The organism is Arthrobacter sp. zg-Y769 (genome assembly GCF_020907405.1).
Taxonomy (GTDB): Bacteria; Actinomycetota; Actinomycetes; order Actinomycetales; family Micrococcaceae; genus Arthrobacter_B.
This window is the reverse complement of record NZ_JAJJOE010000009.1, coordinates 147368-160471: the sequence shown is the minus strand read 5'-3', so window position 1 is coordinate 160471 and position 13104 is coordinate 147368. Positions and strand designations below refer to the sequence as shown.

Genomic DNA, 13104 nt, shown 5'->3' with positions numbered 1-13104 from the left:
CATGTCGGCTAGTCCCAACATTCTCGAAATGCACTCCATCACCAAGGAATTCCCGGGAGTCAAGGCACTTGCGGACGTCGCACTGAACGTTCGGGCCGGCGAAATCCACGCCATCTGCGGCGAGAACGGTGCCGGAAAATCCACCCTCATGAAGGTCCTTTCCGGGGTGTATCCCCACGGCACCTACACCGGCGAAATCATCTTCCGGGGCAACCCCGTACAGTTCCGGGATATCCGGTCCAGCGAAGCCGCGGGAATCGTCATCATCCACCAGGAACTGGCGCTGATTCCGGAGCTGTCCATTGCCGAAAACATCTTCCTCGGCAATGAGCCCACCCGGTTCGGCGTCATCAACTGGGACAAGGTCAACTTCGACACCCTGGACCTGATGGAGCGGGTGGGACTCAAGGAAGACCCCACCACCCCCATCAAGGACCTGGGCGTGGGCAAGCAGCAGCTGGTGGAAATCGCAAAGGCGCTGAACAAAAGCGTGCAGCTGCTGATCCTCGACGAGCCCACTGCGGCCCTCAACGAGACCGATTCCCAGCACCTGCTGGATTTGATGTCCGGGCTGAGGGACAAGGGCATCTCCTGCATCATGATTTCGCACAAGCTCAACGAAATCGAGCAGATTGCGGACTCCATCACCATCATCCGTGACGGCCGCTCCGTCGAAACCATCGACGTCGCCGCCGAGGGCGCCGACGAAGACCGCATCATCCGCGGCATGGTGGGACGTTCCCTTGAGTCCCGGTTCCCGGACCACACCCCGCAGATCGGCGAAACGTTCTTCGAGGTCCGGGGCTGGACCGTAGGCCATCCGACCGTCGCGGACCGCCTGGTCTGCAAGGGATCCGACTTCCACGTCCGCCGCGGGGAAATCGTCGGATTCGCCGGCCTTATGGGAGCCGGACGCACCGAGCTGGCCCGTTCAATCTTCGGCCGCTCCTACGGAAACTTCATTTCCGGCCAGATCATCAAGGACGGCGAGGAGATCACCCTCAAGACGGTGCACTCCGCGATTCGCCACGGCCTGGCCTACGTCACGGAGGACCGAAAGACCTTGGGCCTGAATCTCCTGGATGACATCAAGGCCACCACGGTCTCGGCGGACCTGAAGAAGATCACCAACGGCCTGGTTGTCGACAAGGACGCCGAGTTCCGCCATGCGGAGGAATACCGCAGGAGCCTGCGCACCAAGGCACCCACCGTTGACGAAGGCGTCTCCAAGCTCTCCGGCGGCAACCAGCAGAAGGTTGTCCTGGCCAAGTGGATGTTCACCGACCCGGACCTGCTGATCCTGGACGAACCCACCCGCGGCATCGATGTGGGCGCCAAGTACGAGATCTACGGAATCATCCAGCAGCTCGCGAACCAGGGCAAGGGAGTCATCGTGATCTCTTCGGAGCTCCCCGAGCTCCTGGGCCTCTCGGACCGCATCTACACCATCTTCGAAGGGGCGGTCACCGGCGAGGTTTCCAAGGCGGAAGCCAACCAGGAGACCCTCATGAGGCTCATGACCTCCCCCGCCCGGAAGCCCGCCGACTACGCCACTCAAGGAACACTTTCATGAACGCCATCAAGCAACTCCTGGGCGGCAACGGCCGCCAGTTCGGGATGATCTTCGCCCTGGCCATCCTGGTTGGCCTGTTCCAGGTCCTCACCGGGGGCAAGACCCTGACGTCAACGAACATGATCAACCTGTTCAACGGCAACTCCTACATCCTGATCCTGGCCGTGGGCATGGTCTTCGTGATCATCGCCGGACACATCGACCTCTCCGTGGGCTCCGTCGCCGCGTTCGCGGGCATCGTCGTCGCCATGGCCATGCGTGACTGGGGCCTGCCCTGGTACATGGGCATCGTGCTGGGCCTGGTCGTGGGAGCCGCCATCGGCGCCTGGCAGGGCTTCTGGGTCGCCTACATCGGCATACCCGCGTTTATCGTGACGCTGGCCGGCATGCTGATCTTCCGCGGTGCCAACCAGTGGGTGGGCAAGTCCAACACCGTGCCTGTCCCGTCAGAATTCCAGTTCATCGGCGCCGGCTACCTGCCCGAGGGCGGCCCGATCCCGGGCTACAACAACCTGACACTGCTGCTGGGCCTCATCCTGTGCGCTGCTGTGATCTACGGCGAAATGCGCAAGCGCGCCCGCAACGCCAAGCTCGGCAGCGCCAACCCGCCTGCATGGGTTCCGGTCGTCAAGATCGGCCTGCTCTGCGCCGTAATCCTCTACGCGACGTACCTGTTCGCCACCGGCCGGCCGGGCACGTCCTTCCCCGTCTCGGGCATCATCCTCGGCGCGCTGGTCCTCTTCTACGGTTTCGTCTCCAACAAGACCATCTTCGGCCGCCATGTCTACGCCGTGGGCGGCAACCGGCACGCAGCTGAGCTTTCCGGCGTGCAGGGCAAGAAGGTGAACTTCCTGGTCATGATGAACATGTCCATCCTGGCCGCGCTGGCCGGCATGATCTTCGTGGGCCGTTCCACTGCCTCCGGACCGTTTGACGGGACCAACTGGGAACTGGATGCCATTGCGGCAGTCTTCATCGGCGGGGCAGCGGTTTCCGGCGGCGTCGGCACCGTGGTCGGCTCGATCGTGGGCGGCCTCGTTATGGCCGTCCTGAACAACGGCCTGCAGCTGCTGGGCGTCGGGGCCGACCTGACCTCCATGATCAAGGGACTGGTCCTGCTGCTGGCCGTGGCCCTGGACGTCTACAACAAGACGCAGGGCAAGCCTTCCATCACCGGCCTCCTGATGCGCAACTTCGGCGGCAACAAGCCGAAGCCGGCCCCTGCCGCCGTCGACGCCACCCCGGAAATGCCCACGGGCACCAAAACCGTCATCTCCACTGACGCCTAGACCGTTCCACTGATTCAGCTTTATTTCCTCCACCGCAATCAAGAAAGAGAACACCATGCGTAAATTCGCAAAGTCCTTCGCCGTCGCGGCAACTGTGGCAGCACTGTCGCTGTCCGCCTGCGGCCGTGCAGAAGAATCCGGTTCCGGAACCGAAGAAGGCTTCGACGAGGGAGCATCCATCGGCGTCGCCCTCCCGCAGAAGACCTCCGAGAACTGGGTGCTGGCCGAGACCCTGTTCAAGGACGGCCTGAAGGAAGCCGGCTATGACGGCCAGGTCCAGTTCGCCAACGGCGGCGTGTCCGAGCAGCAGAACCAGATCAGCTCCATGATCACCAACGGTGTCGAGGTGCTGATCGTGGGTGCCATCGACGGCAGCCAGCTGGGCTCGCAGCTGCAGGAAGCCAAGGATGCCGGAATTACCGTCATCGCGTATGACCGCCTGCTGACCAACACCGAAAACGTCGACTACTACGTGGCGTATGACAACTTCAAGGTCGGCGAGCTGCAGGGCCAGGCCCTGCTGGACGGCCTCAAGGAAAAGAAGCCCGAAGGCCCGTACAACATCGAGCTGTTCGCCGGATCCTCCGACGACGCCAACGCCCAGGTGTTCTTCGACGGTGCCATGAGCGTGCTGACGCCGGAAATCGAAGCCGGGAACCTCAAGGTTGTCTCGGGCCAGACCGAATTCGCCCAGGCGACCACCAAGGGCTGGAAAGCCGAGGAAGCCCAGAAGCGCGCGGATAACCTGCTTTCGGGCAGCTACGCCACCGAAGAGCTCGACGGTGTCCTCTCCCCCAACGACACCCTGGCCCGCGCCGTGCTGACCTCGGTCACCAGCGCCGGCAAGCCGCTGCCCGTCATCACCGGCCAGGACTCCGAGGTGGAATCCGTGAAGCTGATCATGGAAGGCAAGCAGTACTCCACCATTAACAAGGACACCCGCAACCTGGTGAACCAGAGCATTGACATGGTCAAGGCCCTGGCCGCAGGCGAAGAGGTCGAGATCAACGACGACGAGAGCTACGACAACGGCAAGAAGGTTGTCGACGCCTTCCTGCTGGAGCCGGTCATCGTCACCAAGGCCAACGCCGCCGAGGCCTACGCCAATGACCCGACGCTCTCCAAGCTGACCAAGTAAGCCAGCGCATCGACTGCCCCCTCGGGGCGGCACAGCCCGGGTTTCCCCAAGCGGAAACCCGGGCTGTTCCATCTGGCGGACCGGGCCTGCGGCGGCTTTGTGCCGCAAGTAGTCCCGGGCCACCCCTAGGCCACTGCCTGCGGCAACCATAGAGTAGGGATATTCCCTGCAACGACGCGGAAGACGAGGACCATGACTGCCGTTCAACATATTCCCACCCCGCCCTGTGTCCAGCCGGGAGCTCCAAGTCCCGTGCAGTCCACGGGCCGGACCCTGCGCTGGGGCGTAGTCGCCACCGGAAACATTGCCGAGCGCGTCACTGAGGACATCGCCCGGCTGGAAGACGCGGTCCTGCAGGCCGTCAGCTCACGGCGGCAGGCCACTGCCGAGGACTTCGCCGCCCGTTTCGGCTTCGCCAGCAGCTACTACGATGCGGACGACGTCGCCGGCTATGACAGGCTTTTTGCCGACCCCGACGTTGATGTGGTCTACATAGCCTCGCCGCATGCCCAGCACTACCGGATTGCCCGGCGTGCGCTGGAAGCCGGCAAGCACGTGCTGTGTGAAAAGTCCCTGACCATCAATGCCCGCGAAACCGAAGACCTGATCGAACTGGCCCGGTCCCGCGACCTGTTTCTCATGGAGGCGGTCTGGACCCGCTTCCTGCCGTGCATCAACCGCATCTGGGAACTGATTGCCTCAGGCGAACTTGGCGACATCAACTGGGTGCAGGCCGATCTCGGCTTCCCGGCCCCCTACGACCCGGCCAGCCGGCTCTGGGACCCGGCGGCGGGCGGCGGAGCACTGCTGGACCTGACCGTCTATCCGCTGACGTTTGCCCTGGGGGCACTTGGCTACCCGGAGACGGTCCACGCGGTGGGCAGCATCAACGCCGACGGCGTGGACACGCAGAACGCGTTGACGCTGGGCTACGCTTCCGGTGCCCTGGCACAGCTGACTTCCTCACTGGTCTCCTCCTGCCCGCGGACCGCCGTCATTTCCGGCACCAAGGGCTGGCTGCGCACCGGCTCTCCCCTGCATAACCCGGTGGAGCTGACCATCGTGCCCCAGGCCGGGGAGGCCCGGGTGGAACGCTTCCCGCAGGTCGGCAACGGCTACGCCTACGAACTGCGCGAGGTGACCCGCTGCATCCAGGCGGGCCTGGTGGAAAGCCCCACCATGACGTGGGCGGACTCGCTTCGAACCATGCGGATCTTCGACGCCGTGCGCGCGCAGATCGGCGTGCTCTACACCAATGACAAAGCCTCCGTTCCCCGCTGACGGGTGACCGCAGCGAGCGGCCTGATGCGTAAAAAACGACGGCGGTGGGCGCCCCAGCGCGGGGGGGGGCCCCCCCCCGCACAGGCCCCGGGGGGGAGCACCCCCGCCACACCACAACCCTCGCCCGGGGCCCCCCCCCCCCCCCCGGGCCCCCCCCCGCCGTCGTTCCAGGCCCGGGGGCTAACCGCCCAGACCGCCCGGAAGTTTCCCGCCAAGACCGCCCGGAAGCTTCCCGAGCAGGTCCTTGGGGTTCACGCCCAGTTTGTCCAGCAGACCCGAGTCGCGCTCGGTATCCACCTTCTCCGGCAGGTCGGACTCGGCCTGGCCTGCCTTGGAGCTGTCGCCGCGGTTCTTCAGAAATTCGATAATCTGCTGCTTGTCGATCTGCATCAGGTACTCCTTTGCTGAAAGGCTGCGCTGCGGTGTGCTGCTGGGTTATGCGTTCTTCACGTTCTGCGGAGCTTCCGAAGCGGAGTCCTTGACGTCGGAGGCCGCAGCCTGGCCTTCGGACTTCACGTTCTGCGCGGCGTCGGTGGCGGTGGTCTTGATGTTCTCGACCGCTTCCTGTGCCGGCTCCCTGAGCCCCTCGGCCATTTCCTTCGCGGCACCGGCCAGCTCGTCGGTCATCGGCTGCGCGGCGGTCTTGAGGTTGTCCGCAGCGACGCGTTCCTTGTCGCTGGCGGGGATCAGGGTGGCTGCCAGCAGGCCTGCGCCAAACGCAATCAGGCCTGCGGCGACCGGGTTGCCCTGGGCCTGGCCGGCGAGCTTCGCCGGGGCACCCTGGACGGCGGAGCCGGCGGCCGACATGCCGTCAGAGACGCTGCCGCCCATGTCCGAGACGCTGCCGCTGATGTTGCTGCCGGTATTGCTTGCGCTGTTACCCATTGAATCGGCCACACCCATCACCTTGTCCTTTACTCCGAATACCTTGTCCTTCATCTTGTCCGTCTGACGCTGGACGATGTGGGAGGGAGTTACCTTGTCCGCCACGGCGTCGACGTTGGTGCCTAGGCGCCGGCGGGTTGCTTCGATGTCGGCGCGGATCTCGTCCGGGTTTTCACTCATCGTGTTTCCTCGCTTGGTTTCATGGTCTGGGGGATCTCCTGCAGCGTCTCGGACGTCTGCGGCATGCCCTTGATCTTCTTCATTTCCTTGCGTCCGCGGGACGCCAGGACAGCGGCGACGATGGCCCAGATAACTGCCACGATCACGGCGGACCAGCCGAAGCCGATCGCCGTCGTACCCAGTGCGTACCACAGGGCCACTGACAGGAAGAGGAGTACGAAGTACCCTGCGACGGCGGCTCCGGCGAACATTCCGCCGCCCTTGCCCGCACGGGTCGCGGACTGCTTGAGCTCGACCTTCGCCAGCTCCACTTCCTGACGCATGAGGGTGGACATGTCCTGCGTCACCTGGCCGAGCAGATCGCCCAGCGACGTGGATTCCGCCTTAGCCTGCGCGGGGGTGGGAGGGAGTTCGGTACTCATCAGTGCCGACCACCGCTGTAGGGATCAGCTGCCGGAACACCGGTGGAGGGAGTGGGCGGAAGATTCTGGGCGGACGCGGGACCGGTGCCTGCCGGGCGAACCGGCTCGGTGCCGAACGGATCATTACCCGTGGTGCCGACCGTGGGCTGCGCTACCGGTGCCTGCGGCACGGGCGTAACGGGCGGCACGGGCGGTCCTACATGCTGGCCCTTGGATCCGGCGGTGCCCTGGTTCGGGAGACCGGCGCTCAGGCCCTTGTTCAGTCGGCCGGCGAGGAAACCGGCGCCGGCTGCAATGGCAAGGAAGGCGACGGGACGCTGGCGGGCAAAGCCCTTGACCTCGTCCAGCAGGGATCCCGGGTCGCGGCCGTCAAGCCAGGTGGCGACGGAGGACGCACGGCTGGCTGCTTCACCCACGAGGTCCGTGGCTACACCGGACTGGCCGGACTGCGCCATGGAGTGCAGTTCGTCGGCCATGGAACGGAGGCCTTCGGCCACCTTCTGCTGCTGGGCGCCTGCCTGCTCGGTGAGGTCGGAGCGTGCCTGGGTAAACAGGTCCTTGGCGTTGGTCTTAACTTCGGAGGCAACGCCTGCTGCTTCAGACTTGGCGGTCTCCGCTACCTGAGCGGCATTACCCTTGGCCTGCTGGGCAAGGTCACCTGCCTGCTGCTTGGCTGCATCGGCCTTGGCAGCGGCCGTTGAATCGTCGGCGCTTCCGGCCGGCGAGGCTGCGTGGCTTCCTTCGCGCGGAGTGAAATTGTCTGTCATCATCGCTCTCTTTCGTCATTGCAACTGCTGATCAAGATCGGATGTTCCGTACCTCGATAATAAGCACACTTAGTTACGAATGTGTAGCGTGTTAGGATTGTAAGTGCCCTTGCTATTGGAATGCGCGCGTGGTTTTCTTTTTGCACCGATCAAAAGAGCCCGCGGACCCGTTCCCTGCCGGATTGTCAGGCGCCGGGTACGCCGCCGGCCCACAACGCACAGGAGCATCACATTGGCGGCAAACCTGATAGCACGCTCTGTCCATGACCTCACGGCTGCGGCATGGTTCGGTGGTTCCCTGATGGGTGCCGTCGGACTCAACGGTGCAGCGGCGGCAGCGAAGGACCCCACCGAAAGAACCCGGCTATCCGCCCTTGGCTGGAAAAAGTGGGCCCCCGTACAGGCAGCAGCAATCGGCCTGCACTTCCTCGCCGGACTGGCGCTCATCGGCGACAACAAAACACGTGTAACCAAGCAGGAGGGTGTTGGCTCCCTCACCGTATACAAGACGGCGGTTACGGCCCTGGCAGCCGTGGTCACGCTCTATTCCGGGATCCTCGGCGGAAAGGTCGGAGCACTCTCGGAACAGGGCAGCCAAGGGGCTACGGAGCCCCACGAGGGTGCATCCAAGGAGCTGAAGTCGGCCCAGCGCCAGCTGAAGATCCTGCAGTGGAGCATCCCGGCCCTCTCGGGGGCAGTGATCGTGATGGGCGCACAACACGGTGAAATGCAACGGCCCGCCCACGTCCTCAAGGGCCTGAAAAAGAAGTAAGGGCCATGGGTGCCGAAGTAACAAGCAGGACTTTCAGCCGGGCGCAGCGCACCGCATACCGGCAGCGCCTGCTGGAAAACCTGGACCAGTTCGCCCATTTCCTTTCCACTGCGCAGTTCGCGGATACGGCCAGCATTGGCCTGGAACTGGAGCTGAACCTGACCAACCGGGACTTCTCCCCCGCCCTCCGCAACAAGGCTGTCCTTGAGCGAATCGCCGATCCGGCCTTCCAGACCGAGATCGGCGCCTTCAACATCGAGATGAACCACCCCGCGATGTCGGTGGGCGGGTTCGGATTGAAGGAGCTCGAGGACAGCCTGCGGATGCAGCTGAACCGTGCGGACGAGAAAGCCGCCCAGGAGGCCGCGGACATCATGATGGTGGGCATCCTGCCCACCCTGACTCCCCGCTTCATGGACGGATGGGACTGGCTCAGCAGCGGGCAGCGCTACGCCGCCCTGAATACCTCGGTCCTCCAGGCCCGGGGGGAAGACGTCCACCTGGACCTGTCCGGCCCGGAGCCCCTGTCCTTCTACGCGCAGAACATCGCGCCGGAGGCGGCGTGCACCTCGGTCCAGCTGCATCTGGAAGTCTCACCCGATCAGTTTGCGCCGGCCTGGAATGCGGCGCAGATGATCGCCGGCCCGCAGGTTGCCCTTGCCGCCAATTCGCCGATCTTCATGGAACATCGGCTCTGGCACGAAACCCGGATTGAACTCTTCAAGCAGTCCATCGACACCCGCCCCCCGGAAATGCGCAACCAGGGCGTGCGCCCGCGCGTCTGGTTCGGGGAGAGGTGGATTACCTCGATTTTCGATCTCTTCGAGGAGAACGTGCGGTACTTTCCCTCGCTGCTTCCGGAGCTTTCCGGCGACGGCTCGGAAACCACCCCGTTCGGCGCACCGCTGCTGCCTGAGCTGCGCCTCCACAACGGCACGGTTTACCGCTGGAACCGTCCGATCTACGACCCGGGCAGCGGGACGCCCAACCTGCGCCTGGAGAACCGGGTTCTGCCGGCCGGTCCGACCGTCCTGGACGTGGTGGCAAATGCGGCGTTCTACTACGGACTCGTGGAGTATCTCCGCACCGCAGACCGGCCGCTCTGGAGCCGCATTGCCTTCAAGACGGCGTCGGACAACTTCCTGGCCTGTGCCCGGCACGGACTGGAAGCGCACGTCTACTGGCCGGGCATCGGCGAGATTCCGGTGGCCGAACTGATTGTGCGCCACCTGATTCCGCAGGCCGCCGAAGGCCTGAGGGAATTGAAGGTGGATGCCTCCCTGATCGACCGCTACCTCAACGTGGTCTCCGAACGTGCCCGTACCGAACAGAACGGCGCGGCCTGGCAGATCGCCACCCTGCGCCGCCTTGAGGGTGCCGGGATGGCGCGGCCGGCGGCCCTGGGCGAGCTCTCGCGGCTCTACTGGGAGAACATGCACACCAATGCGGCCGTCCATTCCTGGCCGATCGGCTGAGCGGGCAGAATTCCGGGGCCTGCCGGCAAAATTCGGGTCTGTGTCCTAGCACTCAAATACGGCGAGTGCTAGCCTGAATTCCATCGTTGAGTCGAGACGACTCAACCTTTATCGACCCTTTTCCAACAACGGCATTCCAACCACCGGTGCCCGGCGGGGCACCGGGGCAACAGGAGTTGATGACAATGGCGATGAAGTTTGATCCTTTCCGCGAGCTGGACCGGATGGCGGGCGCACTTCTCGATCCCCGGCAGCGGCTGCGGCTGATGCCGATCGACCTCTACCGCGAGGGCGACCACTACATCCTCAACGCGGATCTGCCGGGAATCGACCCCGGTTCAGTGGACGTGGACGTTGACGGCCAGCTGCTGACCATCAGGGCCGAGCGGACCATCCACACCACCGAAGGGGTTACCTGGTTGACCCGCGAGCGGGAAAGCGGAACCTTCCTGCGTCAGCTGAATCTTGGCCAGGGCATTGATATCGAGTCGATCTCCGCGAAGTACGAGAACGGTGTGCTGAGCGTCTTCATTCCGGTGAGCGAACGCTCGAAGCCGCGCAAGATCGAGGTGGCTGCCACATACAAGGACGGCCACACCGTTTCCGGCCAGTCCACGTCTGAGCCGGCTTCAGTGTCCTCCAGCGGCGGCGGTTCGGGTTCGGGATTCTCGGGCTCGTCCGGTTCGTCCGGGTCGTCCGGGTCACCGAGCGGCTCGGGCGGATCCAGCGGACCGTCCTCCTCCGGAGACAAGGGCGCGGGCATCTAGCACTGCGCTGAATTGAGCTGACTGATCTACACACCGCAGGCCCCGGATAAAAATCCGGGGCCTGCGGTGTGTTTCCCTGGGGCGCTGTCCGTCCCACGCGGTCAGGCGGAAGGCCGCCGCTGCCAGATGGCCGCCATCAGCGCGCCGGAGACGTTGTGCCAGACAGAGAAGACGGCCGCGGGCAGGGCCGCCTCCGGAGCGAAGTACTGCTTGGCCAGTCCCGCCGCGAGCCCGGAGTTCTGCATCCCCACCTCAATGGCCATGGTCCGCCGTGACGGGACGGGCTGGCGGAACAGTTTGGCGGCACCGTAGCCCAGCGCCAGGCCCAGTCCGTTGTGCAGCACCACCGCCAGCAGGATCAGCCAGCCCGCGGTGAAGATGGCTTCGGCGCTGCCGGAGACCACGGCTATGACCACGAAAGTGATGGCAAGGACTGAGATCCAGGGCAGGACGGGCAGGACCCGGTCCACCAGCCGTGGCAGCAGATACCGGACGGCCAACCCCAGCACCACCGGAATCAGGACAATCTGCACAATGGACCAGGCCATGGATCCGGCGTCGACCGCCATGTACCTGCCGGCGAGCCACAGCGCGAGCAGCGGTGTCAGCAGGGGTGCCAGGAGCGTGGAAACCGACGTCATTGCCACGGACAGTGCCACATTGCCGCGGGCCAGGTAGGTGACCACGTTCGACGCCGTGCCGCCGGGCGCGCAGCCCACCAGGATCACGCCGGCGGCCAGTTCCGGGCTGAGCTGAAGCGCCCAGGCGATCCCGAAGCCCAGCAGCGGCATAATGACGTACTGCGCCACCACGCCCAGCAGGACGGGCAGCGGCTGCCGGATCACCAGCGCAAAATCCGGCAGGGTCAGGGTCAGGCCCATCCCGAACATAATGAGCATCAGCCCGGGGTTGATGTAGCCGGACAGGCCGGTGAAGGACTGCGGGAAGAACAGGGCCACTGCTCCCCCGGCAACAATCAGCAGCGGGAATACCGTCACCGCTATGCGGGCGCTTCGTTCTTCGGCGCTCTTGGCGGCGGGCTGCGCCGTGGTGGAGTTCGACATCCCCACATGGTGGCACCGGCATCCCGGCGGCGCTACTTGTTACGCGTCCGCTTAACACGGCGCTGAAGGACCCGGGAAACGACGACGGCGCGCCGCCCCGGAAAGGGGGCAGCGCGCCGTCGTCGTGGTGAAGAAACTACCGCTTAGGCGGCAACCTCGGAGCCCAGGCGGGCCTTGAGGTTCTCGTCCAGTGCGGCGAGGAAATCTTCGGTGGTCAGGTACGGCTGGTCCGGTCCGACCAGCAGTGCCAGGTCCTTGGTCATCTTTCCGGACTCGACCGTCTTGATGACTACGTCTTCAAGGGTCTCGGCGAAGCGGATGACCTCGGGGGTGTTGTCCAGCTTGCCGCGGTGCATCAGGCCACGCGTCCACGCGAAGATCGAGGCGATCGGGTTCGTGGAGGTGGGCTTGCCCTGCTGGTGCTGGCGGTAGTGGCGGGTAACCGTACCGTGTGCGGCTTCAGCCTCGACGGTCTTGCCGTCCGGGGTCATCAGAACCGAGGTCATCAGGCCCAGCGAGCCGAAGCCCTGTGCCACGGTGTCGGACTGGACGTCGCCGTCGTAGTTCTTGCAGGCCCAGACGTAGCCGCCTTCCCACTTCATCGCGGAGGCAACCATGTCGTCGATCAGGCGGTGCTCGTAGGTGAGGCCGGCTGCTTCGAACTGGTCCTTGAACTCGGCGTCGAAGACTTCCTGGAACAGGTCCTTGAACTGGCCGTCGTAGGCCTTCAGGATCGTGTTCTTGGTGGAGAGGTACACCGGGTAGTTGCGCTGCAGGCCGTAGGCGAAGGAAGCGCGGGCGAAATCCTTGATGGAATCGTTGAAGTTGTACATACCCATGGCGACGCCGCCATCTTCGTTGTACGTAACAACCTGCTGCTTGATTTCTTCGCTGCCGTCGGCAGGCGTGTAGGTCAGCGTCAGGGTGCCGGCACCGGGAACCTTGAAGTTCGTGGCCTTGTACTGGTCGCCGTGGGCGTGGCGGCCGATGATGATCGGCTTGTTCCAACCCGGGACCAGGCGCGGGATGTTGGAGATGATGATGGGCTCGCGGAAGACCACGCCGCCCAGGATGTTGCGGATGGTTCCGTTCGGGGAAACCCACATCTTCTTCAAGCCGAATTCCTCGACGCGTGCTTCGTCGGGGGTGATCGTTGCGCACTTGACGCCTACGCCGTGTTCCTTGATGGCGTTGGCGGCGTCAATGGTGACCTGGTCGTCGGTCGCGTCGCGGTTCTGGATGGAGAGGTCGTAGTACTTCAGATCAACGTCCAGGTACGGGTTGATCAGGCGATCCTTGATGAACTGCCAGATGATGCGGGTCATCTCGTCGCCGTCGAGCTCTACTACAGAGCCCACAACCTTAATTTTCTCAGCCACACGATCTCCTTGTGTGTTGGTGGGACCGGAGCATGTCTTGTGGCATGACGGAACCCGTCTTTTTGGCTTTTATTTGTGTCCAACTATGCCACAGCCCACTATCCGCGCCCTA

12 protein-coding genes and 1 pseudogene are annotated in these 13104 nt (G+C 64.3%); 7 read left to right on the top strand and 6 right to left on the bottom strand.

Annotated features, from left to right (window positions below):
• Position 1: 1 nt before the first annotated feature.
• From mmsA to LOC60_RS09630, 4 genes are all read left to right on the top strand, one after another.
• Positions 2-1573 carry a multiple monosaccharide ABC transporter ATP-binding protein gene (gene mmsA / locus LOC60_RS09645; RefSeq protein ID WP_230024694.1) on the top strand — a complete coding sequence of 524 codons (1572 nt, stop codon included), beginning with the start codon at positions 2-4 and terminating at the stop codon, positions 1571-1573.
• Complete coding sequence (mmsB, locus tag LOC60_RS09640; protein ID WP_230024692.1) at positions 1570-2862, top strand: multiple monosaccharide ABC transporter permease; 1293 nt, start codon at positions 1570-1572, stop codon at positions 2860-2862. The genes mmsA and mmsB overlap by 4 nt, the downstream gene beginning before the upstream one ends.
• 55 nt (positions 2863-2917) lie before the next feature.
• Positions 2918-4000, top strand: a complete 1083-nt coding sequence (locus tag LOC60_RS09635) for a substrate-binding domain-containing protein (RefSeq protein WP_230024690.1) — start codon at positions 2918-2920, stop codon at positions 3998-4000.
• A 192-nt stretch (positions 4001-4192) separates the two neighbouring features.
• Entirely contained in the window at positions 4193-5281 is a 1089-nt protein-coding gene (locus LOC60_RS09630; RefSeq protein WP_230024689.1) for a Gfo/Idh/MocA family protein, read from the top strand.
• Between the two features lie 180 nt (positions 5282-5461).
• Here LOC60_RS09630 and LOC60_RS09625 read toward each other — a convergent pair whose 3' ends face one another.
• The 4 genes from LOC60_RS09625 to LOC60_RS09610 are packed head-to-tail and all read right to left on the bottom strand — an operon-like array spanning position 5462 to position 7538.
• Positions 5462-5671, bottom strand: coding sequence for a hypothetical protein (locus LOC60_RS09625; protein WP_230024687.1), 210 nt, complete (start codon positions 5669-5671; stop codon positions 5462-5464).
• A gap of 45 nt (positions 5672-5716) precedes the next feature.
• Positions 5717-6346: a DUF3618 domain-containing protein gene (locus tag LOC60_RS09620; protein WP_230024685.1), complete on the bottom strand. Its 630-nt coding sequence runs from the start codon at positions 6344-6346 to the stop codon at positions 5717-5719.
• A complete protein-coding gene (locus tag LOC60_RS09615; protein WP_230024683.1) occupies positions 6343-6768 on the bottom strand; it encodes a phage holin family protein in 426 nt (141 codons plus the stop codon). Before LOC60_RS09615 ends, LOC60_RS09620 begins: the two co-directional genes overlap by 4 nt.
• Entirely contained in the window at positions 6768-7538 is a 771-nt protein-coding gene (locus tag LOC60_RS09610; protein ID WP_230024681.1) for a hypothetical protein, read from the bottom strand. The genes LOC60_RS09615 and LOC60_RS09610 overlap by 1 nt, the downstream gene beginning before the upstream one ends.
• A gap of 229 nt (positions 7539-7767) precedes the next feature.
• On the opposite strand from LOC60_RS09610, the gene LOC60_RS09605 reads away from it, so the two are divergent.
• From LOC60_RS09605 to LOC60_RS09595, 3 genes and pseudogenes are all read left to right on the top strand, one after another.
• Positions 7768-8307 carry a hypothetical protein gene (locus tag LOC60_RS09605; RefSeq protein WP_230024679.1) on the top strand — a complete coding sequence of 180 codons (540 nt, stop codon included), beginning with the start codon at positions 7768-7770 and terminating at the stop codon, positions 8305-8307.
• A gap of 5 nt (positions 8308-8312) precedes the next feature.
• Positions 8313-9782 carry a glutamate--cysteine ligase gene (locus tag LOC60_RS09600; protein ID WP_230024677.1) on the top strand — a complete coding sequence of 490 codons (1470 nt, stop codon included), beginning with the start codon at positions 8313-8315 and terminating at the stop codon, positions 9780-9782.
• A gap of 185 nt (positions 9783-9967) precedes the next feature.
• A pseudogene (locus LOC60_RS09595) lies at positions 9968-10360 on the top strand (Hsp20/alpha crystallin family protein); the annotation flags it as partial.
• A 290-nt stretch (positions 10361-10650) separates the two neighbouring features.
• On the opposite strand, the gene LOC60_RS09590 reads toward LOC60_RS09595, so the two are convergent.
• Positions 10651-11613, bottom strand: a complete 963-nt coding sequence (locus LOC60_RS09590) for a bile acid:sodium symporter family protein (protein WP_230024675.1) — start codon at positions 11611-11613, stop codon at positions 10651-10653.
• 143 nt (positions 11614-11756) lie between these two features.
• On the bottom strand, positions 11757-12992 hold the full coding sequence (locus LOC60_RS09585; RefSeq protein WP_283995890.1) for an NADP-dependent isocitrate dehydrogenase: 1236 nt from the start codon (positions 12990-12992) through the stop codon (positions 11757-11759).
• Positions 12993-13104 lie beyond the last annotated feature (112 nt).